Genomic DNA, 24,628 nt, shown 5'->3' on the forward strand with positions numbered 1-24,628 from the left:
TTTTTTGTTTTTATATAAAGACATAAGATTCGCTTGTGCCGGAGTTATCAATTCACTGCACCTTCCTTCATTTTTTCGGCATTCTCTGCGAATTGCAACGCGTCTATGATTTCCTGAATTTCTCCGTCCATGATAGCTGGCAGGTTGTACATGGTCAATCCGATGCGGTGTTCGGTGACACGGCCTTGTGGATAGTTGTATGTACGGATTTTGGCCGACCGGTCTCCGGTAGAGACCATGGTCTTACGTTTTGCTGCGATATCACCATGTTTTTTTTGTACTTCAAGCTCGTAGAGCTTCGTACGCAGCATCTCCATTGCCAACTCCCGGTTTGCTAATTGAGAGCGCTCTACTTGACATACAACGACGATGCCTGAAGGCTTGTGGGTCAATTGTACCTTGGTTTCTACCTTATTGACATTTTGGCCACCGGCTCCTCCGGAACGGGATGTTTGTAATTCGATATCGGCCGGATTGATATCCACATCGACTTCCTCTGCTTCCGGGAGCACAGCTACGGATGCGGCGGACGTATGTACACGGCCTTGTGTCTCGGTATCCGGTACACGTTGTACACGATGTACGCCGGATTCATACTTCAACTGTCCGTACACATCCTCTCCGATTACTTTTAGGATAACCTCTTTATAACCTCCGGATGTACCTTCAGTGACGTCCATCACTTCGCTCCGCCATCCTTTTTTCTCAAAATAGCGCGTGTACATGCGGTAGAGGTCTCCGGCAAAAAGTGCGGCTTCGTCTCCTCCCGTACCACCACGGATCTCGATGATCGCATTTTTGGCGTCTTCTGGATCCTTGGGGATCAGCATTAAGCGAATTTCTTCCTCTTTTTCTTCTTTTTGAACATACAAGAGATCAAGTTCTTCTTTAGCCATTTCCCGCAGTTCTTGATCTTTTTCATTGATCAAAATATCCTTGTTAGCGTCGATATTGCTAACCATGTTTTTGTAAATGTGGTACTGCTCTACAATCTTGCTCAAGTCTTTGTATTCCTTGTTCAGCTTTGCAAAGCGTGTCATATCACTGATGGTGTCCGGATTGCTCAATTCGGCTTCGACCTCTTCCCATCGTTCTTTAATAGCTTGTAATTTTTCTAGCATAACTTTTTGTCAAAAAAGCTTGTTTGCTTTTCGAGAGTACAAAAGTACTCAAAATTTATGTTTTAGAAAGAGGTTTTTTGTTAATGACTCGATACGGCTTTCAGTCCTACGATAGAAGCGATCAGCGTAAAAATGAAGAAAATACGCCAAAAGTCTGCTGGTTCCTTAAAAAAGAAAATCCCCATCAATACGGTTCCTACAGCTCCGATACCTGTCCATACGGCGTATGCAGTTCCTAAAGGTAATGTTTGGGTCGCTTTGATCAATAATACCATGCTTAGACATAGGCATACCACAAATCCACTATACCACATCCATGTTGCTTGTCCTGATGCTTCTTTGGCTTTACCTAAGCATGTCGTAAAACCCACTTCAAAGAGTCCCCCTAAAACTAAAAATATCCAATTCATATGTATATAATTTGATGTTTAATGCCCATTTGGAATATCCATATTACATTCATTCGGATCTGTGAGGCTTGCACACATGAATATTTCATCTGGTTGCCTGTATTAAATGTTGTGTGCAAAAATGGAGATTTTGAGAAAGATATTTTTTTACAAATGATAAAAAAATCATAGAGGTCATTACTTAACTTCATATACTGAATACGTTCTATTACCGCATATTCGTCTATTTGTCATTCCGACGATAGGAGGAATCTTTATTTGAATGAGATTCTTCACTACACTGCGTTTCGTTTAGAATGACAAAATAATGTTTAAGCTATATATACACGTACTGCATGTATGAAATTAGCTGATGACCTCTAAAAAATCATTTTACTCCGGAGCGGATACGCGATAGGGTAACTTGGGATACCCCCAGATAAGAGGCGATATACCCCAATTTTATCTTTTGCAACAGCAGAGGTTCTTTGCTTAATAAGTCATAGTAACGCTCTAATGCTGATTTAAACAATTTTTTCATCAGTCGCTCTTCTATTTTCAGCATTTCTATTTCGGCAAGTTTCCGGCCCCAATTTGCAATGGTTAACGATTTGCTATAGAGTTCTTTGAGTTTAACGATAGGTGTCCGATAGAGCATACAGTTTTCTAGACTATCTACCGTTTCGTATCCTTTTGTTCCGTGTACGTAGCTGTTGAATGAAGTGATTACTTCTCCTGTGAAGCCAAAACCCAGTACGATTTCTTTTTCTTCTTTTTGATAGTAAATCCTACAGATTCCCTCTTTTAAGAAATAGATATACCGGGATGTGTAGTCAGCTTCTATGAATATTGTGTTTTTTGGAACGGATATCTGCTCTGTTATGTCTATAATCAGCTTTAGGTCATCAGGCTGCAGAGGATGTATGTTTTGAATAATCTCGATCAGTTCCATTTTCTTAATTCCAGTGTGTCGCCGTCCCAGATTGCATAAGTGAAATGATTGATCCATTCGCCCAGGTTGATTATTCGTGTATTTTCCGAGATCTTGACGTCGTAGGGGAGGTGGCGATGGCCAAATATGAAATAGTCGTAGTGTTTGTGTTTTAAAATGTCTTTTGCATATTGTATGAGCCATTCTCTGTCTTCGCCCAGAAACTGTTCTTCTGTATTGCTGGATATTCGGCTGTGTTTGGACCACTTTTGCGCTATGGCAATACCTAAATTTGGATGCAGACGTGCAAATAACCATTGACACAAGGGGCTGCGAAATATTTTCTTGAGCAACTTGTACGACCTGTCTCCGTCTCCCAAGCCATCGCCATGATGGATATAAAAGGACTTCCCATTCAATTGAAGTTCCAGTTCGTTGTCTACGATACGCGCATTCAGTTCTTTTTTGAGATAACCGAACATCCACATGTCGTGATTGCCCTTGAAAAGTGTAATCTTTATGCCCAAATCGGCCAAATCGGCCAATTTGCCGAGGAAGCGAATATATCCTTTAGGTACCACGGTAGCATATTCGAACCAAAAGTCGAACACATCCCCTACGAGATACAATTCAGCAGCATCGTGTTTGATGCTATCCAACCATGCAACGACCGCCTTTTCACGTAGATCAGACTTGTCCACAGGAAAAGATCCTAAGTGAAAATCCGAAGCGAAGTATATTTTATCCCTTTCCGACATGTTTTAGTTTAATACATGAATTCTTGGTACATGACAAAAAATGTTACCGTCATTGCGAGAGCCTGCTCCGATTCATCGGAGCAGGCTCTCGCAATGACGCGTTTTTTATATGATTTGTAATTTTTGTCAGTACTATATTATATTATGAATTTTAAAATTACGAATATACAAAATTTGTCATTCGTAATTTTCCATTCATAACTCTTCTACTATTGGTTTTTCTAGTATAGACGAAAAAAGTTCGTTTATGTTGTGTTATTTCTAGTATAAAAGAATATTATGTATTTCTATTATATTGTTTCTAGTATAAAAGAAAAATTTATATATTTGTATATATTTTTCGAGTATGGAGGAAAATTTTGTATCATTGGAAAAGTACAATTTTTGGAATGGAAATGTACCGGAGCTAGGTTTTTTGCGGGAGCAATATACAAGCGATATTTTCCATTATATCGGTAATAAGCTGATAAAAGTATTGGTCGGACAAAGGCGTTCGGGCAAGAGTTATATTTTACGGCAGATAGCACACCAATTGATCGCGGGCGGTGTGCATCCAAAAAATATATTTTATGTCAACAAAGAATTTATTGACTTTGATTTTGTCGGGAATTACAAAGATCTGGAAAATCTGGTAAAGCTGTATAAAGATAAACTAAAGCCCAAAGGAAAAATATACCTGTTTATCGACGAAATACAGAACATCGTCGAGTGGGAGCGGTTTGTCAATTCTTATGCGCAGGATTTTACGGAAAGCTACGAGCTGTTTATAAGTGGTTCTAATTCCAGAATGCTGTCGGGTGAGCTGGCAACTTTGCTTTCGGGCAGATATGTGACCTTTGAGGTGTTTCCCTTTAGCTATGCCGAATATTTAGGCGTTACCAAGTCGGAAAGCAATAAACAAAGCTATGTCCGTTATATGGAAAGCGGAGGCTTGCCCGAACTTTTTGTATTGCCCAACGAAGATACCAAACGAAACTATGTCACTTCCGTCAAAGATACGGTACTGCTTCGGGATATTATACAGCGACACAGTATCAAAGACCCGAAACTGCTTGAAGACCTTTTTGTCTATTTGGTCAATAATGCCTCGAATATGCTATCGGTGAATAATGTAGCCAACTATATGAAAAGCAGTGGTCGTAAAACGACATACGATACCGTTGCCAACTATATCGGGTATATCGAAGATACATTTTTGGTACACAAGGCAGAGCGTTACGACATCCGGGGAAAGGAAACCATATCGGGGAATTGTAAATATTACATCAATGATCTAGCCTACAAAAATTACCTGTACAGCGGATTTGGTTACGGAATCGGGTATAAACTGGAAAATCTGGTCTATCTGGAACTCCGCAGGGCAGGTTACGAAGTTTTTGTAGGAACCATGCCAAACAAAGAAGTAGATTTTGTCGCCCAAAAAGCCGACAAAGTCGTCTATCTACAAAGTGCTTATCTGCTCGTGGACGCAGAAACTACAAAGAGAGAATATACCTCACTCGAAGCCATAAAGGACAATTATGAAAAAATGGTGGTTTCGCTCGACGATGTACAGCTGCCCCAAAACAAAGGAATAAAGCATGTACAGGCCTGGGATTTGCAAGGAGTTTTGTGATCTGGCCTCATTCTCACTCCTTTTTCACTAATTTCCGCAAAAAAGCTATCTCCTCTTTGAGGTTTTGAATCACCGTTTCGTAAGTATCGGTGCGTTTGGCTATGGTCTCTTGGAAGAAAATCTGAAAAATACCAACTAGGGGGTATTTTTCTGCCAAACCTGTTCCGTTACTTTTGAAGTACACTCAAATCAAAAGCTATGAAAACTAAAAATTATTTTCTCTTGACCTTACTGTTTTGTGCGACCTTTACCATCGGTTCATGTTCCAAAGAAGATGGTGGGGGAGAAGACAAGACAGAGGAACAACATGTGCCGCAGAGTAAGGCCGAAGCTGAACAAAAGATCAAAGGAAAATGGGAGCTCTCCGGTTCGGGGGAGATAAAGAGCCTCGAATTCATGGACAATGGCACCTATATCATGGAGGTCGATGCGGCTTCTACGCTGTTTGTCGCCGGCAAAGTACCCCCATCTTTAAATAGTTTTGACTTTAAAAGGGAGAAATTTGCCAGTGTGTCTGCACCGCAGAGCGAACCTTCTACGAAGAAGAGGACGGGGGCCTACACGGTGGGCAATGATGGCAAGACGGTTTCGTTGGATACGGTAGCAACGGTCACTATCAAGAACCTGACCGGAGAAGATTTCAGTTTTTCGATCACGTTTGCAGAAGACAATAAGACGGTAGAGATATCCTTGACAACGGCATCATCGGATACCAGTAGCCGTACGGTGCGTCTAGCCGGTACCTGGGCCATGGCATCCTGGCCGGATTTCTATTCGTCAGAAGAGCTTGCCGAACTGAACAACAAAGGATTTACACCGCAGCATGTCCAATGGACCATTACCAATTCGGGTACTATCATGATGATAGACATCGCTATGGAAAGTTCCGTCTCTCCGGATCCGGGCGTGCCAGCGACTTATCATGCTTCATTGGATACGACTTTGGCCACCTGGTATTGGAAAAATGCCCAGAGCAATGCCATTATTGCTAACAATGAAGATGGTTCGATGGAGATAGGTGTTGTAGACACCAGTGCTACCCTTAAAAGTTTTGCAGGGTTTTTATTTATCAAAAAATAAGGTGTTGTGATAATGGGGAGGATAGGTGAATGGCTTCAGATGTGAGTACGCTCTTTTTGTAATAATCTCGTTAAATAAAAAACAAATTATCATATTTGCGGTATCTTACATGATATGGCTTCTCGATATTGGTGTATTGTTTTTTGCTTTTTACTTGGCTTGTTTTTTGTCCATGTTTGCCAAGCTCATTCACTTCCGGATAGTACAGTCGCACAGGGAGGTGTGACTGGCAGGGTTTTGTGCTTGCCAAACTCTATAGCGATAGATAGTTCTGCATTCCGATCCTTGCAAGTGGATTCTCTGAACCCTAAACGTGAAAAGAAATTTTGGCGGGCAGGTACGGAATGGTTTCTGGCACAGGCTTTTCCGGCAACTTTCAATCGCTTCATTACCAAAGACCCTTATTCCTACATTACTTTTAAAAATTTTTTGGATCATCAACGTATAAGTGCCTGGGATTGGGATGACAATCAGTTTACGACCAATCAATTTGACCATCCTTACCATGGGCAACTGTATTTCAATGCTTTTAGGAGTAATGGTTATAATTTTTATCAGTCGAGTTTGGCTACGGTAGCGGGAAGCTATATCTGGGAGACAGCCGGGGAGACACAGCATCCTTCGATCAACGATTTTGTCAATACCACTTTGGGAGGGATTATATTGGGAGAGATGACGCACCGGGTGTCGAGAAATATATTGGCTCGAAGCAGGAATGGACATAACCGAACGGGAAATGAGATTGTTGCTTTTTTGGTCAATCCGGTCAATGGGCTAAACCGGCTATTGGACGGAAAATGGGGAAAGCATATTGATGATTATTATGCTGTAGATTCCTCTGTGATCGCAGCAGAATTTGATATGGGTTTTAGGCGTTTTGATGGAAAGGAAGGTGACTTTCTGCAAAAGGGAAAGAATTCTATTTATAGCAGGCTGCGTTTTCGATATAGCAATGGCGATCATAATTATAAGCGGCCTTTTGATCAGTTTTCGGTCAATTTCGAAGTGGGAAGTGGCGACAGTACTTTTATCAATGCTGTCAATGTCCATGCATTGTTGAGTGGGGCAGAGTTTTTTAAATCAAAACGGGGAACGCATTATGGCACGTTGAATGCGCACTATGATTTTTACAACAACGATGCTTTTTTCTATGGAGCACAAAGTTTGAATTATAATTGGCTTTCCGAATTCAGTTATAGGCGGGATAACAAGTTGAACTTGAGTGTAGGGGCAGGAGCTGTGCTATTGGCGGCTGTGCCGGATCCGTATCTTTTGTACGGAGAAAGTCGCAATTACAATTATGGATCGGGAGCTTCCTATCGTTTTAGGGGCGAGCTAAGCTTGCTCAACAGGCTCCTGTTTACTGCAGATTACAATGGTGGTGTTTTCTATACGATCAGTGGTACAGATTCGTATTATGTGCTACATGCACTGGCTTTGGAGGGAAGTTTGCGGGTATTCAAACGTTTCTCGATCAATCTGGCTTCGGGGTATTTTTCGCTGAAAGGTGAGTTCAAGGATGAACAGTACCCGGATTTTCAGCGGGAGTTTCCTTATGGACGTCTGTCGGTAGGGTATAATATTCAGTTTTAAGGGGTAATGTTCTTGAGGGTTCCTAGAGGTTGAATGAAAATTGACTAGGCATATTTGAACAAAAACGTCCGAATGATGAAGATCATTCGGACGTATAGAAGAAATTAAAAAAAATAAACTTATAAAAAATCTTAATCTATTACATTGTTTTCGTAAGAGCTCGCATCGGCGGTCATGATACGGTGGTCTTCATCTGTTTTTGGACGGCCACCGTTATAGTAATAACGTTTCCAATAGGCTTCATTCAGATTGCTCACCATCACTCCTTTGCTTGAGGAGGCATGGGCAAACTTATCGTCGCCAAGGTAAACACCTACGTGGGTAATATTTCTACTTCTAATTTTGAAGAACACTAAATCACCAGGCTGAAGGTCGTTTTTTCTCACGGGGGTCACATTGGCATATTGATTGCGGCTATTGTAGCCGATTGTGGTGTTGAAGACATTTTCATATAAAGCCAATGAAAATTTTGAACAATCAATCCCTTTCTTGGTGTCTCCACCGAGGCGATAGGGGGTACCCAACCAATCGTAGACAAACTGATAAAGTTTCGTGTTAGTTGTAGCGTTGATCGCTACGCCCATGATCTGTGAAAAATATTCCTTGGCCAAGTTATCCTGATCCGAAGGACCTTTACTTTTATTGGATTGTGCTTGCGAGACTAGACAAAAGCCTATGAAAAGCATTACTGCTACTAGTTTTTTTGTTTTCATTAAATCGCTTTAAGTTTGAACAAATTCTTATTTAGGTATCTATGTTTTTACGTAGACACTGCACGAAGATAGGGGATATGATTTTTTTATCCAAATTTTAACATATTATATTAACATTCTTTTAACAGATTTAACATTTCAAAGAGGGTATCTAAAAAGCCAATCATGCCGTCATTTCGACGAGGCACGAGGAGAAATCTATGGCTAAGCAATTTTTCAAACTGTTGAAAATAAGCAAATTATAATTCATCCATAGATTTCTCTCTTCGTTCGAAATGACGATTAGATTAATTGTCAGACCTTTTTAGACGGCCCCCCAAATTCAAATTATTCTAAAAAATATTTGCATTATTAAATACAATCTGGCTATATTTACCAAAATTTTGAAAACGACGTGAATTTTAGTACTATTATTTCAACAATTATTATTACCACCGGGAATAGCATTCGGAGGAAGTAATACTGTTGTCATAAGTACTTGTACAGTGGATATATAAGACCTTCCTCCGACAATGGGGAAGGTCTTTTTGTTGGAAACTATTTTAAAACAAGATAAATTAATCGAATAGCATGAAAGTATTAAAGTTTGGGGGCACATCTGTAGGAACTGTAGAGAGTATCAAATCAGTACTTGATATTGTCAAAAAGTCCTATGATGACCAAGAAAAACCACTAGTGGTCTTGTCGGCCATGTCTGGGGTGACAAATTTATTGACCAAAATGGCCGAGAATGCCGCTGAACGTATTCCTTTTGATGAAGATTTGAAACAACTGGAGCACAGGCATTTTGAAGTGGTCAAGGCATTGATCGCGGTCAAATACCAAAATCCTGTCTTTACAAAATTGAAATTGATGCTCAATGAGCTGGACGATATCCTGCAGGGGGTGTCTGCTTTGAAGGAACTGAGTGCACAAAGTAAAGATCTTATTGTTTCATTTGGCGAACGGTTCTCTAATTATATGGTTTCTAAGATCATGGAGCAGTATGTGCCGGTCTCTACTTTTATAGATGCTTCGCATTATGTGAAGACAGATTCCAATTTTGGCAATGCCAATGTCAATGAGGAACTGACTACGCAGCTTGTACAGTCTTTGGCACAAACACATGCAGACAATCTTTTGTTTGTGACAGGTTTTATCGGTTCCAACGATAAGGGGAGAGTGACTACACTTGGACGAGGTGGATCGGACTATACAGCAGCCATTTTTGGGTCTATACTCAACGCCTCGGTGATCGAGATATGGACGGATGTGAACGGCATGCTCACAGCGGATCCACGTATCGTTAAGAAAGCTTTTTCTTTGCCGGTACTTTCCTATACAGAAGCTATGGAACTTTCGTACTTCGGTGCTAAAGTGATATACCCGCCGACGATGATTCCGGCGTTCATGAAAAAGATTCCTATCGCCATCCGTAATACGTTTCGACCTGAATTTCCAGGTACGATCATACAGTTCGAATCGGACAGCTCATCTTATCCGATCAAAGGGATTTCATCTATCTCCGATATTTCGATCATCAATCTGTCGGGAAGCGGTATGATTGGCAAGTCTGGCTTTTCGGGACGTTTGTTCACATTGTTGGCCAGAGAACAGATCAATGTGGTGTTGATTACGCAGTCATCTTCGGAGCACAGCATCACATTTGCCGTCAATCCAAGTGATGCGGAAAGAGCATTGCGGTTGATTGGACAGGAGTTTGAATTGGAATTGCAGGCAAATATATTGGTCATGCCAGAGGTAGAAGAAAACCTATCTGTATTGGCGATCGTGGGTGAAAACATGAAACGTACACCGGGTATTTCGGGTAAACTGTTCCATGCCTTGGGACGGAATGGTATCAATGTAAGAGCTATTGCGCAAGGCTCTTCGGAATTCAATATCTCGGTCATCATCTCCAAAGAAGACTTGGCCAAAGCGTTGAATGCTGTACACGATGCTTTTTTTGCGGAGCTGAAGAAAACACTTCATGTCTTTAATCTCGGAACAGGCAATATCGGTGCGACTTTATTCAAACAGTTGCATGAGCAGCACGATTTCTTATTGGAAAACAACGATCTGGAAATCAAAGTGGTCGGTGTCTCAAATTCCCGGAAAATGTATTTCAACGAAGAAGGGGTTGATTTGGGCACCTGGTCGGCACAATTGGAAAATGAAGGGGAAGTGGCCGATCTAGCTGGGTTCGTAGAACGCATGAAAACGATGAATTTGCCCAACTGTGTGTTTATTGACAATACGGCCAGCAAATTGCCATCTACCTACTATGAAGATATTTTCAAAGCGAATATATCGATCGTTACCTGCAATAAAATCGCCAACTCAGGGGATTATGCACAATATAAACTGTTGCGCGATACGGCACGTAAACATGGTGTAGATTTCTTTTATGAAACCAATGTGGGAGCAGGACTGCCGATTGTAAGGGTATTGAAAGATTTGATGATGAGCGGAGATAGGTTATTGCAGATAGAAGCTATCCTGTCCGGAACAATCTCCTATATTTTTAATAATTTTACCGGTGATGCTTCTTTCTATGATGTCGTCAAGAAAGCACAGGAGTTGGGGTACACCGAACCGGATCCCAGGGATGATTTGGGGGGAGTAGATTTCATGCGTAAGATGTTGATCCTTGCCCGTGATGCGGGATATCAAATAGAACCATCTGATGTCAATTTGGGAGCAATCTTGCCGCAGGCTTGTCTCGAAGCTACTTCGGTAGATGATTTCTATACGGAGCTACTGAAAGCTGATCAGTATTTCAATGCCTTGAAGGAGCAAGCGCAGGCTGAAAATAAAGTCATTCGGTATATTGGTAAGCTGGAAGAAGGAAAAGTATCCATCGCTTTGGAAATGGTAGATGAAACTCACCCGTTCTATTCTTTGTCTGGTAGTGACAACATCATTTCGTTTACGACCGAGCGATACAAGGAAAGACCATTGGTTGTTAAAGGGCCGGGGGCAGGAGCTGAGGTGACTGCCGGAGGTGTGTTTGCTGATTTGGTCAATGTAGGGGCATAAGTAATAGTGGTCAGTTTTCAGTGATCAGTAATCAGTTACTGACAACTGTCTACTGATCACTGACAACTCATAAAAACAATGGAACAAAATAAAACACAAAAAAAAATAGACTTCGACAAGATCCTTGATCAGGTGCGTGTATTTGCTCCGGCTACGGTAGCCAATATGATCTGTGGCTTTGACATCTTAGGTTTTGCCGTAGATAGTCCCGGCGATGAAGTCTGCATGTACCGCAGTGCCGAACCGGGCGTTCGTATTCGTTCGATACAGGGAGATGATGGTCGGCTGCCATTGGATCCTGACAAGAATACGGTCAGTGCCTGTGTCAAAATGCTGCTTGAGAAACTGGATCTGCAAGATGATATCGGGGTGGAGATCGAATTGATCAAACATATGCCTATCGGTAGTGGCTTGGGGTCGAGTTCGGCGAGTACGGTAGCAGGCTTGTTTGCCATCAATGCGTTGTTGGGCAATCCCTTGGACAGAGAGGAGTTGCTACCCTTCTGCGTAGAAGGCGAGCGTTTGGCTTGTGGACATGGACATGCCGACAATGTCGCTCCGGCGTTGCTGGGAGGTATCACATTGATCAGAGGATATGAGCCATTGGATGTGATCAAACTGCCTGTTCCCCAGGATCTTTATGCAGGTATTGTATTTCCACAAGTGGATGTGCCGACACGTGATGCACGCCAGCTGATCAAGGCAAAAGTCTTGTTGAAAGACGCTGTGACCCAGTGGGGGAATATTGCCGGACTGATTGCGGGGTTGTTCCAGAGCGATTACGATCTGATCAGTCGGAGTATGCACGACGTGTTGATCGAGCCTACCCGAGCAATATTGATCCCGCAGTTTTACGAAATGAAGCAGATCGCGATGGACAATGGGGCATTGAGTTTTGGAATTTCAGGTTCGGGACCTTCCGTCGTTGCTATTACAAAAGGACAGGAAATCGCTCAAGTTGTCGCAGATAAAATTCAGGAACACCTCGTTGCCAACGGTATAGACAGTTTTAAATATGTCTCATCCGTGAATGTAGAAGGGCCAAGGGTGTTATAATTTGAAAATGATTTGATTTGAAAATGAGATAATCTGTGTAATCTCCTCATTCTGTGTAATCACAACAAAAAAATAATCTATAAATCTTAACCATCCGTGTAATCACAATAAAAAAAATGAAACTATACAGTACAAACAATAGAGGTCTAAGGGTTTCTTTTCAAGAGGCCGTATTCAATTCCCTGCCCCAGGACAAAGGATTGTATATGCCGGAGCATATTCCACAACTGGATCCTCTTTTCATTAAAAATATTCAGCAATATTCTTTGCAGGAGATTGCTTTTACTGTTGCCAACGCTTTGATAGGAGATGATATTCCAGAAGCTGATTTGAAGGCAATTATTGCCGATGCTATTAATTTTGATGCGCCTGTCCGATTTTTGGATAAGGATACGGCTGTTTTGGAACTGTTTCACGGACCTTCGTATGCGTTCAAGGACTTCGGTGCACGCTTCATGAGCCGGGTGATGGGGTATTTCTCCAAGCAAGGCGACAAGTTGTTGGATGTATTGGTGGCGACTTCGGGTGATACGGGAGGGGCGGTGGCTCTTGGATTTTTGGGAGTAGAGGGTACACGTGTGACCATTCTTTATCCGAAAGGTAAGGTTTCCAAAGTACAGGAAGAACAGTTGACCACCAATGGGCAGAATATCCGTGCACTAGAGGTGGACGGGACTTTTGACGATTGTCAGACCTTGGTGAAAACGGCTTTCAACGACTTAGAACTGAATAGGGAATTGCGTCTGACATCCGCCAATTCCATCAATATTGCCCGATTGATTCCACAGACATTTTATTATTTCTGGGCATATGCACAGTTGAAATCGCAAGGGATCGACGAAGTTGTATTTACCGTGCCAAGTGGCAATTTTGGTAATATCGGAGCGGGTTTATTGGCGTATAAGATGGGATTGCCTGTAAAACATTTTGTAGCAGGTACGAATGTGAATGATACTGTTCCACGTTTTTTGCAGTCTGGAAAATATGAACCTAAACCATCTGTGCAAACTCTGGCAAATGCTATGGATGTCGGCAACCCGAGCAATTGGGTTCGTATACAGGATATGTTTCACAACAGTCTGGATGAACTGAAATCAATCATTTCTTCGTATACGTATACTGATGAGGAGACGATTGCTGCTATGCGTGAATTGTATGACAAATACAAATATATTGCTTGCCCACACACAGCTATCGCCTATCTGGCTTCACAGGCGTACAAAAACGAGCAGCCTGGAGAATATGCTTCGGTATTCTTGTCGACAGCTCATCCTTGTAAGTTTCCCGATGCTATTTCAGAAGAGGTGTTTGCCAAAATTGAATTACCGAAAGGTGCCGAAGACTTGGCCGGAAAACCAAAATTAGCTACAGATCTTCCTGTGGATTACGAGGCTTTTAAAGATTATTTATTGTCGAATAAGTAGGAATACGCTTAATTTTAGCCACAAAGACACGAAGTCACAAAGAGAAAAACTTAGTGCCTTCGTATCTTTGTCTTGTTTTTTTTAAAGTATTGTAAGAATTGTCGATACTATCCGAGACCGACTATACAAATATAGGCTCTAGCCTATTGTTCCAAAAGCATATTATCACCTTATAGAGTAGTGAACAATTTTTATTTAAAACATGTTCGGGCAAATCTGTGGTGTGAGATTCAAAAGGTACTTTAAGCGCTTTCAAAACAGCCTTTACTGTTTCAAACTGCTCTTCCTATTCGGGATGTATAGTAATTGCTTCCATAACTTTTGTTCACGAAGTATCCTACACAAATTATAGTTGATATTCACCAATAATCAAACAATGTAACGAGTTGTTTTTCTTAGGTTTTCTTCTTAGTCGGAGGCTCCTTGAATAATTTTATAGCAATACAAGGAAATATTACTTTTTTTGTATGGGGTTAGTATCCAGACGGATAGGAAGAGTATAGGCTACACGTACGGGACGTCCGCCTTGTATACCGGGATTCCATTTCTCAGCTCGTTTAAAAGATCGATAGCTGCCTGGCCTGTTCCATAGCCAATATCCGTAAGTACTTTGATGTCTGTAAGCTGACCATTTCTCTCTACGACAAACGAAACTGTAACGGTTCCTTTTACCTTTGCTTCTATAGCTTCTTTAGGGTATTGATAATTGTCTGCCATCCATTTTCTGAATGCATCCATGCCCATCTTTGGGGATGGGTTGATTTCTACAGCTTCGAAGACAGCTTGTTCCCACTTCCCCCGATCTGGTATTATTTCCCACTGTTTGTCCAATATAGGGTTTATCCAATGAATTGAGCCTTCGGTCATCTTCACGTCTTTATAATATGCGGTATTGTTATTTAGAGATGCTTGTACATCTGCTATTCTGATCTGCATTCTATCTGCTTCTATCCTTTCAATATAAGCAATGACCTTCGTCGAATAATAAATTGTGTTTTCGCTCCTTTCGTTCTCCAGGGGTCTTGGGTTATGTTCTATAAGTTTCCCCCTTTGCGTGAAACGGATGCGGTCACCGATCTTGGCAGCTTTGATTTTTTCTATCCTCTTTTTTTCATATTCTAGATTTGCTGCTCTTCTTTTTTCTTCTCGTTTGGCCTGTGCTATCTCTTGTTGTGTCTTGTTATAGGCTATTAGTGCCTCCGGACTAAGTTGATCGGCTGAATCTATTCTTAATACTTCCCCTTTTTCATCTTTGATGAGTTTACCATTGAGGAAGTACCCCTCTTGTTTATTTCCATTTGCCGAGATAAATATGCCTTTGCCCGTACGTTTGTCATTGATAAAATCCCCTTCGTATCTGTCTCCGTTTGGCCAGATGTATATACCGTTGCCTGTGCGTTTGCCATCCACATAGTTTCCTTCGTATTTGTGCCCGTTTGTCCATGTTTTCACGCCTTTGCCTGAACCTTTGCCATTGACAAAATCTCCTTCGTATCTATCTCCAATTGCCCAAGTGTAAATACCTTTGCCTGTACGTTTGCCATTGATAAAATCCCCTTCGTATTTGTCTCCGTTTGCCCAGGTGTATATACCTTTGCCTGTACGTTCGCCATCCACATAGTCTCCTTCGTATTTACTTCCTCTTGACCAGGTGTATACGCCCTTGCCCGTGCGTTTGCCATTGATATAGTCTCCTTCGTATTTGCTCCCGTTTGCCCAGGTGAGTGTGCCTGTGCCATGATAATCATTGTTTTCCCAATGTCCCTTGTATGTGCCATATTCGTTGCCCTTGCGGAATAACTTTGCTTCACCATAGCCATTGGCCTTGCCATGTTTTACTTTGCCATTATAAAAGGCTTTTACGGTAGTATCCGAAGGAAGGACAAATTCCAGTTTCTTTTGTGCAAAAAGAGTGTGTGTAAGGGTAACCAATAGGAACGTAAGGGCTATTTGCCGAATAGTAGGTTTTCTTTTCATGGCTCTCGTTTAGCTGTTTTAATGCTAAAGTAATTATTTTATCCTATTCGTCAAAATTAGTGTTTTTTCGATTTGATTTCGTTAGGACAATGTATATCTCTGTAATTTTCTATTTTTGTGGAGATGAACAAAATAATCCTGCACAAAGGTAAAGATAAGGCTGCCTGGCAATTGCATCCCTGGGTGTTCTCCGGGGCTATTCTTCAGATTTATGGACAGCCGGTAAATGGAGAGATCGTTTCCGTATTCAATTTTGCCCAGGAATTCATCGCTTATGGGGTGTATAATGGACGGTCTCGTGTAGCGGTGAGGGTATTGGAGTGGGATCCAGACAAGCAAGTGGATGAACACTGGTGGCGCAGCCGTGTCCAAAAAGCTGTGCAGAACAGAAAACATCTTTTGCATGAAGGAAACGATTGTGTACGGTTGATCTTTGCAGAAGCCGATTTTCTTCCCGGCCTGATCGTGGACAAATATGCCGATTATATTTCTGTTCAAGTGCACTCTGCCGGGGTAGAATTGATGAAGTCCGTTATTGTGGACGAATTGGCTAGGGTTCTTGCTCCGAAAGGCATCTACGAACGTAGCGACTTGAAGTCCCGTGAGCACGAGGGATTGCCGGATACCAATGGTCTGCTATGGGGCGAATTGCCTCCCGAATTTGTCGATATCAAAGAGAATGATGTGCATTATCAAGTCAATATCATCGAGGGGCAAAAGTCGGGCTTTTATTGTGACCAACGGGATAACCGGCTACTTACTGCACAATATACCAAGGATAGGCATGTGCTGGATTGTTTTTGTTATTCCGGAGGATTTACGTTGAACGCTTTGCGGGAAGGTGCAGCGCATGTGACTGCGGTGGACAGTTCGGCGTTGGCTTTGGAGACATTGGAAAGGAATATGCAGTTGAACAAGTTTATCCCTTCACAATACACCGCTGTGCAGTCCGATGTCAATAAGTATCTGCGCCAATTGGGTGAAGAAGGCAAAAAATTTGATCTTATCGTCCTGGATCCACCGAAATATGCGCCATCCCGCTCGGCTTTGGATAAGGCTTCGCGGGCTTATAAAGATCTGAACCGTAGAGGATTGATGCTTTTAGAAAGCGGAGGGCTATTGGCCACATTCTCCTGTTCGGGAGCTATGGATATAGGGATGTTCAAGCAAGTTATTGCTTGGGCAGCTTTGGATGCGGGCAAGGAAATCCAGTTTATCCGCCAGTTTTCACAGCCTGAGGATCACCCCATTCGGGCCTCTTTTCCGGAAGGAGAGTACTTGAAGGGGTTATTGGTGAGGGTGTTGTAGTGCAAGTTTCATTTCACAATGGTGTTTACAGAGGGTATAATTTTAATTTGACAATTTGCCTTTACGGGATTTATTTATCCACACGACAACCGCCAGTATTCCGACCACTCCAACCCATTGCAACAGAGACACGGGTTCGGAAAGAATAGTATACGACATCAATACGGCCACGGGCAATTCTACCGCGCTAAGGATACTGCCGAGGGAGATACCGATTTTGGGTATGCCGTAGGCAAAAAGTAGGGGAGGAAGCACTGTCCCAAAGAGGGATAGCAGCAGACCGTAATACATAATACGGCTATCGCTTTCCAGAAAAATGAGCTCGGCCGGTTGTAATACCGTAAAGACAAATATACACGCTCCGGTAACCATTAAAGCACTTTTTTGGATAGGGGGATAATCGTTTCCTACTTTGCCATTGACAATAATGAAGATGGCATAAGCCATGGCAGCCAACATACCATAGACGATACCCCAAGGGTTGATGGTCTTGATGGAGGCTTCAAAGACACCCGTAGCCAGCAATGTGGCCAAGAGTATGCCTGCAATACCCCAAAACTGTTTTTTTGAAGGTTTTTGTTTGAAAACCACGAGGTCGATCAAGGCACTGATCCAAATAAATTGCATCAATAGCACAATAGCAATCGAAGCCGGAACCAATTCGACACATTTGTAATAGAGGATACTGACTGCTCCAGTGGAAATACCTGTCAGCAATATTTTTATTTTATTTGTCTTTTTGGGATACGCTTCCTTGTTTTTGAATGCGTATAGCCCATAGAGCGACCATAGTATGATCGTGCCAAACAAAACCTGTACACCTGTTACTTCACCCAGCGTAAAGTTTTCCGCATATGCCAGTTTGACAAAAGTAGATAGTATCCCAAAGCTTGCCGCACCTATAAAGACAGCTATTGCACCACGAAAGCGTTCCATGTCGGCAAAGTAAATAACAAATGTGGAAAAAAGATAATTTTATTGGTTATTGTAGGGCTATACTTTTGCAAAGGAGGTCTAATTATGCAGTTGTTGAATAGAATACATGTTGTTTTAGGGATATTTGGTTTGCTCGTTGTTATGGCATCCTGTGGCGCAAAGAAGAAAACACTGTCCCATAATCCAAATACTGTACCTTCAGGCCAAATCAAAGCGGACAAGGGCAATCTCACATCGCATTATGCGGATATATTGGGCGTAGACAGTAAGAAGTTGAATAAAGACCTGTATGCATTCATCGATTCCTGGATGGGGAGTCCCCATCGGATGGGTGGTATGACGAGACAAGGGGTAGATTGTTCGGGTTTTGTAAGCTTGATCTTTCGGGAGGTGTACCATAAGGATCTGCCACGGACATCCAGGGATATGGCACAGATCGTAAAGAGAAAATATGATCATCAGCTTCGGGAAGGGGACCTGGTGTTTTTTTCGTTTGGAGGGAGGGATATTGACCATGTAGGTATTTACCTGCACAATGACCGTTTTGTCCATGTATCTACGAAGCAAGGGGTCGTGATTTCTAACTTAAAAGATGCTTGGTACTACAAGTATCTCAGTCGTTGCGGTACGCCGAAGATTTAAAGAGTTTTAAAGAATGAAATGGCTACACGGCAGATATCCCTTTGCTTCTCAAAGCCTCTCGCAGAGGTGTAGGGTCGCTAAGAAAAATTCTTTGTGTCTTTGCATCTTTGCGTGAAATATGGAATCTGTTGTGCACCGGATGGAATAAGTATAAAAAACAGCATAGATTAACCCTAAATAAGCTTTAAAAAAATAGTACTTTTGCGGATAAATAATCTTTAGCATGAGTGTCAAATCAAAGAAAATATTTTTAGCTATCTGTATCATCTTACCTTTTATCGTGTATTGTTTTGTGTACTATTCGTCCATGATCAAGAATGCGCCCTTTCGGTTTGCAGATTTTGAAGCTATAGAGATCACCTATGGTACACCGGATGAGATGATGAATACATATAATTCAAAGACCCAATATTACCAATATCTGACCAAGGATGATAAGCTGATGCAGGATACGTTGAAAATGCGTAAAGATGATTTGCTCTATCTGCACCGAAAAGCACAGGAATTAGGTTTTTGGAATGTAGACGATGATATGACCACACCTCGCAAGTCTCCCGAAGAAGGCAAAGATGTTCCTCGTTTTGTACTCAAATACACCTACAAGGAAAAATCAAAAGAAGTGACGCTGGATGCCGATTATCCCGGTAACCCAAAGATGAAAGATGCTGCTAAGTCTACTATTGATGCGGTCATGACGATGATCGCCGAGGTCAAGGCGAGGTGATTTAAGATCCTTGTCTTTTCTCTATCTCATCCCTTATTTTGGCGGCTGTCTCGTATTGCTCATTCTCAATGGCTTTTTGTAATGTTTTTTCGAGTTGCTCAAGAGAGAGTGAGGCATAAGGAGAGGCTTCTTCTTTTTTAGGAGGTTGGGGAATGTCCTCCTGTGCTATATCACCACTCACGGGGTTACTTATGTTTTCCAAAAAAGCAAAATCATTGCTTTCGATAACGATTCCGGCAGAAGACATGATAAAATCGTATGTAAAAATCGGGCATTCAAAACGTATAGCCAAGGCGACAGCATCTGAAGTACGGGCATCCAGTTCAATGGATATGTCCTTACTCTTACAGATGATTTTGGCGAAGAATATTCCGTCGACAAGGTTATAGATCAATACCTCTTCGATCTGGATCTGAAAGGAATCGGCAAAAGACTTGAACAGGTCATGGGTCAAAGGGCGGCTAGGGGTCATTTTTTCAATTTCAACAGCAATTGCCTGCGCTTCAAAACCACCGATGATGATCGGCAACCGTCGGTTGCCCTGTACCTCTCCTAAAACCAATGCATAAGCTCCTGATTGGGTTTGGCTATATGACAAACCCACGATGTCTAATTGTATTTTCTTCATCCTATACCTAAACCTTCTTCATACAAACTTAGATAAATTCATTTTCATATGCAATATAATTGCGCTACATATAAAATGAAATTATCGATCTCTCCTCTGCCTTTGAAAGTTTATGTTAGAGAGGAAATATGTGAATATTAAGTTCAAAAAAAAAGCGACAAGGTAAAATTTGTACCTGTCGCTCGTTTTCATTTGGCGTAGATGGATCATCCGATCCCCTTGTGTGCCTTCAGTGCGGCTATAAGTTTGGGGACGATCACAAAGGCATCGCCCACTATACCGTAGTCAGCTATTTTGAAAAAGGGAGCCTCTGGATCCTTGTTGATGACGACAATCGTTTTGGAAGAACTGACACCTGCCAGATGTTGGATCGCTCCGGATATCCCAATGGCAATGTACAGTTTGGGACTGATGACGATACCGGTCTGTCCCACGTGCTCGGCATGAGGGCGCCATCCTGCATCCGATACGGGTTTTGAACAGGCCGTTGCGGCACCAAGTACATTGGCCAATTCTTCGATTATGCCCCAGTTTTCAGGACCTTTTAGGCCACGGCCGGCCGATACGACAATTTCGGCTTCAGGCAAGGAGATCTTATCGGTGGCACGGACGATCTCTTTGACCATAGTGCCAAAATCTGAATCCGGTAGATCAGCGTTGTAGGGTTCTATCTGTACTTGTCCACTTGGTTGCTCCTTTGCCGGATATGCATTGGGATTCACAGTGATGACTCTAGTGGGGGATTGTAACGATACGGAAGCGATAGCTTTGTTGGAAAATGTTGTCGTCTTGACACCTATAGTATCACCTTCGGCCTTCGGTAGATCGATTGCTCCCGAAATCAGGCTAGCTTTTAATTTAGCGGAAACACGTGGGGCCAGTGCCTTTCCACTGAAGGTGTTGGAGAGAATGATCGTATGGGCATTTTCTTTTTGTGCCGCTCCTGTTAGGATGGATGCATAAGCTTGATTGACGAAGGTAGCGAGTTTTTCTGTATTGGCATCCAATATTTTGCCTATACCGTATTGTCCCAGTTTATGCAGCTCGTCTTGGTTGACCTGGCCTATGGATAGGGCGACGACATCGGTATGCAACTGTGCGGCCGTATCCCGAGCGTAGGAAGCAACTTCAAATGCTGATTTTTTCAATTGGCCGTCGGTGTTTTCGATATATACTAATACTGACATGAGTGTTCGTTTTAAAAAATGATTAAATAACTTTAGCTTCGGTATGCAGTAAGTGTACCAATTCGTCGATATTGTTTTCATCGATCAACTTGACATTGCCTCGTGCGGGTGGCGTATCGTACACTTCAATTTTGGTCAATGGTTCTACAGCGATAGGGGCAATGACTTCCAATGGTTTTGTACGGGCGCTCATGATGCCGCGCATATTGGCGATTTTGGGTTCTGCGACACCCTCGGCAGTGCCCGCCACGAGTGGTAGGGAAGCGGTGATGATCTCTTTTCCTCCTTCGATCTCTCGCTCTACACGGGCTTGTCCATTTTCTACGGACAAACTCTTGGCAATCGAAACCGATGGAAGTCCCAATAATTCACCCAACATGCCTGCTACTTGTCCGCCGTTGTAATCGATGGATTCGCGACCGGTCAGTATAAGATCGAAGCTGTTGGCCCTTGCATAGGCTGCTATCTGATTGGCGACAAACCATGCATCGAGCGGTTGGGCATCGACGCGAACAGCACTGTCTGCTCCTATGGCCAATGCCTTGCGTAAGGTGGCTTCTGTGGAAGCATCTCCAACAGTAATGACCGTGATAGAGCTCGCCCCATCAGCGGCAAGGTCTACGGCTTTTGATAAAGCTATTTCGTCATATGGGTTGATGATAAACTGCACGCCGGCAGTGTTGAAGGTGGTGTTGTCATTGGTAAATGTTATCTTGGAAGTGGTGTCAGGAACATGGCTGATACATACTAATATTTTCATAATTGTTGCATTTTAAATATAATCTTTAGAGCTCGTTATATACTTTGGGCTTTCATATCTATCTGTAGTGTACTTTGCTTCATACTACGGATATTGAAGGCTTTTTTTCAAATTTATACAAAAAATACTTGAAAATTCTATGCTAGCATAATGTTTTTTTGATTTTGAAATTCTTTTGACTTTCTTTGCGTTACAGCGAAAAGATCAGATGACACGAATAGAGCAATTGCAGCAATTTCTTCTAGAAAATCCACAAGATCCCTTTTTACACTATGCTTTGGCCATGGAGTATGCGAAACTCGGCGATGATGAAAAAACGTTGACGGCTTTTGAAAATATGGTCAAGGATTATCCAGACTATGTGGGTACGTATTATCATTTTGGCAAATTATTGGAAAAAAAAGGAGAACCGGAGCGAGCCAGAGAAATTTATCTAACAGGTATACAAATGTGCCGACGTTTACGCAATATACATGCTTTAAGCGAGCTTCAAGGCGCTTTGAACCTATTGGAAGGTTTTGGAGACGAGGACGAAGATGATTAATTTGTGCTAAAGTTGCGCTATTTTTAAAAATTGGTATTTTTTTTGAGTACGTAATGGAAATAGGTTTACATGCGTACACAAATTTTCATATCGATGATTGTTTTGCTCCTTGCACAGACGTCAAGTTGTATCAATAACCAAAAGACATCGGATGCAAAGGAGAAAAGCGATCATGTGGAATTGATGTCCGCTAATGTGATCGGTGAATATCTAGGTAGTTTACCTTGTGTGGACTGTGAATCAATCAATACTCTTTTGGAGTTGCGTCGAGACAATTCCTATAAGCTCACGTATACGTACGAAGGAAAATCTGACGATACTTTTGTCAAACAAGGATATTGGAAAATCAACAAAAACCAACTTGTACTCCATGGAGTTGATTACCAATATAAGATACAAGAAGATAGATTGTATCAATTGGATCTGTCGGGTAATGAAATTAGAGGAGACCTGGCCCAGAAATATCAATTGGCCAAGATACGGTAGATTACTTTTTTAGACCCCTTCATTATATCCCCACTATCTTCTGTATTTCTGCCCCTAACAGGTTGACCTCTTCATCCATGCCAAACATAGGAAGCCCGGTTTCCGGATTTAGCTTCAGCCAGGATGTCTCCGTGTCTTTTACGATCTGAATATATTCCTGGCCATCCTTGAATATGGTATAGGTATCTTTCTCTTCGGGGAATACCGAATAGACCATGTTGCCGATTTCAATGTCAAAAGGTTCCTGTTGATGCATGTCGTTGTTCATTAGGACAAATTTAATCATTAAAATTTAAAGTATTGTTGCAAAAGGCAGCGTATATTTATATCTTTAGTCCAACCATTTATGAACATATTAGAAAAGATTGCTTTAACGAAGATAAAGGGGGTAGGCCCTAAAATAAGCCGTTTGCTATTGGCTTATTGTGGCTCTGTAGATGCTATTTTCTCCAGTAATAAAAAGCAGTTGATGGCTATTCCGGGTATAGGGTCGCAGACGGTGGACAGCATTCTTTCCAAAACATGCTTAAAGGAGGCGGAGCAGGAGCTTGATTTTATCCAAAGGCACAAGATTGAGATGTTATGGTTGGAGGATGTCGCTTATCCCAAACGCTTGAAGCATTGCGATGATGCTCCTCTGTTGCTGTATTTCAAAGGGGAAGGTGACTTGAATCCCAGGCGTACGGTGAGCATAGTCGGTTCACGCAATGCAACCACCTATGGTAAGCGTATCTGTGAACAGTTGGTTGAAGGATTAAGACCTTATAATGTACAGATCATCAGTGGATTGGCGTATGGTGTAGATATCCAGTCGCATCGAGAAGCTTTGAAGAATAACATGTCCACTATAGGTGTATTGGGGCATGGGCTTGATCGTATCTATCCGTCTTCGCATCGTGATATTGCTTCTAAGATGTTGAAAGAAGGAGGGTTGATGACTGAATTCCCTTCGGGAACTACACCGGAGCGGTCAAATTTTCCGATGCGTAACCGTATCATCGCCGGATTGTCTGATGTGACTATTGTGGTAGAGGCAGCTTTTAAGGGAGGGGCCTTGATCACGGCTGAGATAGCCAACACGTATAATCGCGACGTGTGTGCATTTCCGGGAGGTATAGATCGGGAATATTCGGCGGGGTGCAACTATCTGATCAAGACACACCGGGCCCATTTGATCCGCCATGCCGAAGATGTGGGATATCTCATGAATTGGGATACCATGGATGCTTTGCCAAAGGAGAGGCAGTTGCCTTTATTGCCGGTGGATTTGAGCAAAGATGAACTTAAGGTCTACAATTTTCTGAAAGAGCAGGAGCAGGCGACTATAGATGAAATAGCGCTGCATTGCGATTGGCCACAAAGCAAATTGGCCATTATTCTACTGGAAATGGAAATGAAAGGACATCTATTGTCCCTGCCCGGCAAGATTTTCAGATTGCTATAAGGATTCATTCAATGGGGCCTAACTTTTTATGCCCTGACTATCAATATGCTACAGGGATTAACGTGATTTAGTTTTAAAAACGCAAAAAAAATGCTAATTTTGCCGTGGGTAAGTCCTTTACGACCAGCTCCCTTTGACTCCCCCAGGATGGGAACATAGCAAGGGTATTAGGTTGAGCGGTGCGATAAAGGGAGCTTGCCCATTTTTTGTTTATCCCCTCCATGTACATATTAATAATTCCTTTTTGACTTTTAATTTTAACTTTTTATTTATCTTTCGTTTATTTGTAGGTTA

General features: G+C 42.1%; 23 protein-coding genes and 1 other RNA gene. 13 read left to right on the forward strand and 11 right to left on the reverse strand.

The features are described 5' to 3' along the window. Positions 1–47: 47 nt before the first annotated feature. The 4 genes from prfA to G5B00_RS16825 form a co-directional block, all read right to left on the reverse strand. The gene (gene prfA / locus G5B00_RS16810) at positions 48–1,121 is read right to left on the reverse strand and encodes a peptide chain release factor 1 (protein ID WP_163878291.1); all 1,074 of its coding nucleotides are present in this window, start codon (positions 1,119–1,121) and stop codon (positions 48–50) included. A gap of 80 nt (positions 1,122–1,201) precedes the next feature. Beyond that, entirely contained in the window at positions 1,202–1,531 is a 330-nt protein-coding gene (locus G5B00_RS16815; protein WP_163878293.1) for a DMT family transporter, read from the reverse strand. Between the two features lie 367 nt (positions 1,532–1,898). Next, positions 1,899–2,462, reverse strand: a complete 564-nt coding sequence (locus G5B00_RS16820) for a Crp/Fnr family transcriptional regulator (protein WP_163878296.1) — start codon at positions 2,460–2,462, stop codon at positions 1,899–1,901. Beyond that, positions 2,453–3,199, reverse strand: coding sequence for a UDP-2,3-diacylglucosamine diphosphatase (locus G5B00_RS16825; RefSeq protein ID WP_163878299.1), 747 nt, complete (start codon positions 3,197–3,199; stop codon positions 2,453–2,455). The genes G5B00_RS16820 and G5B00_RS16825 overlap by 10 nt, the downstream gene beginning before the upstream one ends. A 346-nt stretch (positions 3,200–3,545) precedes the next feature. On the opposite strand from G5B00_RS16825, the gene G5B00_RS16830 reads away from it, so the two are divergent. The 3 genes from G5B00_RS16830 (at position 3,546) to G5B00_RS16840 (ending at position 7,487) form a co-directional block, all read left to right on the forward strand. Continuing rightward, positions 3,546–4,814, forward strand: coding sequence for an ATP-binding protein (locus tag G5B00_RS16830; RefSeq protein ID WP_163878302.1), 1,269 nt, complete (start codon positions 3,546–3,548; stop codon positions 4,812–4,814). Between the two features lie 198 nt (positions 4,815–5,012). Next, on the forward strand, positions 5,013–5,894 hold the full coding sequence (locus G5B00_RS16835) for a hypothetical protein (protein WP_163878305.1): 882 nt from the start codon (positions 5,013–5,015) through the stop codon (positions 5,892–5,894). A 291-nt stretch (positions 5,895–6,185) separates the two neighbouring features. After that, positions 6,186–7,487, forward strand: coding sequence for a DUF3943 domain-containing protein (locus G5B00_RS16840; protein ID WP_317168864.1), 1,302 nt, complete (start codon positions 6,186–6,188; stop codon positions 7,485–7,487). Positions 7,488–7,618: 131 nt separating this feature from the next. On the opposite strand, the gene G5B00_RS16845 is transcribed toward G5B00_RS16840, so the two are convergent. Further along, a complete protein-coding gene (locus G5B00_RS16845) occupies positions 7,619–8,200 on the reverse strand; it encodes a C40 family peptidase (RefSeq protein WP_163878311.1) in 582 nt (193 codons plus the stop codon). 570 nt (positions 8,201–8,770) lie between these two features. On the opposite strand from G5B00_RS16845, the gene thrA reads away from it, so the two are divergent. The 3 genes from thrA (at position 8,771) to thrC (ending at position 13,698) form a co-directional block, all read left to right on the forward strand. Then, positions 8,771–11,218 carry a bifunctional aspartate kinase/homoserine dehydrogenase I gene (gene thrA / locus G5B00_RS16850; RefSeq protein ID WP_163878314.1) on the forward strand — a complete coding sequence of 816 codons (2,448 nt, stop codon included), beginning with the start codon at positions 8,771–8,773 and terminating at the stop codon, positions 11,216–11,218. Positions 11,219–11,296: 78 nt separating this feature from the next. Beyond that, positions 11,297–12,274, forward strand: a complete 978-nt coding sequence (locus G5B00_RS16855; RefSeq protein ID WP_163878318.1) for a homoserine kinase — start codon at positions 11,297–11,299, stop codon at positions 12,272–12,274. Positions 12,275–12,390: 116 nt separating this feature from the next. Beyond that, positions 12,391–13,698: a threonine synthase gene (gene thrC, locus G5B00_RS16860; protein WP_163878321.1), complete on the forward strand. Its 1,308-nt coding sequence runs from the start codon at positions 12,391–12,393 to the stop codon at positions 13,696–13,698. Positions 13,699–14,202: 504 nt separating this feature from the next. Here thrC and G5B00_RS18215 read toward each other — a convergent pair. After that, positions 14,203–15,675: a TonB family protein gene (locus G5B00_RS18215; protein WP_240894561.1), complete on the reverse strand. Its 1,473-nt coding sequence runs from the start codon at positions 15,673–15,675 to the stop codon at positions 14,203–14,205. Between the two features lie 123 nt (positions 15,676–15,798). Between G5B00_RS18215 and G5B00_RS16885 the strand changes: the two genes are divergently transcribed. Then, positions 15,799–16,983 carry a class I SAM-dependent rRNA methyltransferase gene (locus G5B00_RS16885; RefSeq protein ID WP_163878324.1) on the forward strand — a complete coding sequence of 395 codons (1,185 nt, stop codon included), beginning with the start codon at positions 15,799–15,801 and terminating at the stop codon, positions 16,981–16,983. Positions 16,984–17,025: 42 nt separating this feature from the next. Here the strand turns inward: G5B00_RS16885 and G5B00_RS16890 are convergent, their stop codons facing one another. Continuing rightward, on the reverse strand, positions 17,026–17,919 hold the full coding sequence (locus tag G5B00_RS16890; protein WP_163878327.1) for an EamA family transporter: 894 nt from the start codon (positions 17,917–17,919) through the stop codon (positions 17,026–17,028). A gap of 84 nt (positions 17,920–18,003) precedes the next feature. Here G5B00_RS16890 and G5B00_RS16895 point away from each other — a divergent pair, with 84 nt between their 5' ends. Further along, on the forward strand, positions 18,004–18,561 hold the full coding sequence (locus G5B00_RS16895) for an NlpC/P60 family protein (protein ID WP_163878329.1): 558 nt from the start codon (positions 18,004–18,006) through the stop codon (positions 18,559–18,561). Between the two features lie 223 nt (positions 18,562–18,784). Continuing rightward, the gene (locus tag G5B00_RS16900) at positions 18,785–19,285 is read left to right on the forward strand and encodes a hypothetical protein (protein ID WP_240894563.1); all 501 of its coding nucleotides are present in this window, start codon (positions 18,785–18,787) and stop codon (positions 19,283–19,285) included. 1 nt (position 19,286) lies between these two features. Here G5B00_RS16900 and G5B00_RS16905 read toward each other — a convergent pair whose 3' ends face one another. From G5B00_RS16905 to G5B00_RS16915, 3 genes are all read right to left on the reverse strand, one after another. After that, positions 19,287–19,913 (reverse strand): bifunctional nuclease family protein, encoded by a 627-nt coding sequence (locus tag G5B00_RS16905; RefSeq protein WP_163878332.1) that lies wholly within the window; start codon positions 19,911–19,913, stop codon positions 19,287–19,289. A 206-nt stretch (positions 19,914–20,119) separates the two neighbouring features. Then, complete coding sequence (locus tag G5B00_RS16910) at positions 20,120–21,100, reverse strand: electron transfer flavoprotein subunit alpha/FixB family protein (RefSeq protein WP_163878335.1); 981 nt, start codon at positions 21,098–21,100, stop codon at positions 20,120–20,122. A gap of 22 nt (positions 21,101–21,122) precedes the next feature. Then, a complete protein-coding gene (locus G5B00_RS16915; RefSeq protein ID WP_163878338.1) occupies positions 21,123–21,860 on the reverse strand; it encodes an electron transfer flavoprotein subunit beta/FixA family protein in 738 nt (245 codons plus the stop codon). Between the two features lie 208 nt (positions 21,861–22,068). Between G5B00_RS16915 and G5B00_RS16920 the strand changes: the two genes are divergently transcribed. Beyond that, entirely contained in the window at positions 22,069–22,404 is a 336-nt protein-coding gene (locus tag G5B00_RS16920; protein ID WP_163878342.1) for a tetratricopeptide repeat protein, read from the forward strand. 69 nt (positions 22,405–22,473) lie between these two features. Next, positions 22,474–22,890: a copper resistance protein NlpE gene (locus G5B00_RS16925; protein WP_163878344.1), complete on the forward strand. Its 417-nt coding sequence runs from the start codon at positions 22,474–22,476 to the stop codon at positions 22,888–22,890. A gap of 22 nt (positions 22,891–22,912) precedes the next feature. Here the strand turns inward: G5B00_RS16925 and G5B00_RS16930 are convergent, their stop codons facing one another. After that, on the reverse strand, positions 22,913–23,158 hold the full coding sequence (locus tag G5B00_RS16930; protein ID WP_317168863.1) for a hypothetical protein: 246 nt from the start codon (positions 23,156–23,158) through the stop codon (positions 22,913–22,915). A 78-nt stretch (positions 23,159–23,236) separates the two neighbouring features. Here G5B00_RS16930 and dprA point away from each other — a divergent pair, with 78 nt between their 5' ends. Beyond that, the gene (dprA, locus tag G5B00_RS16935) at positions 23,237–24,334 is read left to right on the forward strand and encodes a DNA-processing protein DprA (RefSeq protein ID WP_163878347.1); all 1,098 of its coding nucleotides are present in this window, start codon (positions 23,237–23,239) and stop codon (positions 24,332–24,334) included. A 106-nt stretch (positions 24,335–24,440) separates the two neighbouring features. Continuing rightward, positions 24,441–24,538: signal recognition particle sRNA small type (gene ffs / locus G5B00_RS16940), an RNA gene on the forward strand. Positions 24,539–24,628 lie beyond the last annotated feature (90 nt).

The sequence above is a fragment of the Parapedobacter sp. SGR-10 genome (assembly GCF_011030405.1).
Classification (GTDB): Bacteria; Bacteroidota; Bacteroidia; order Sphingobacteriales; family Sphingobacteriaceae; genus Sphingobacterium.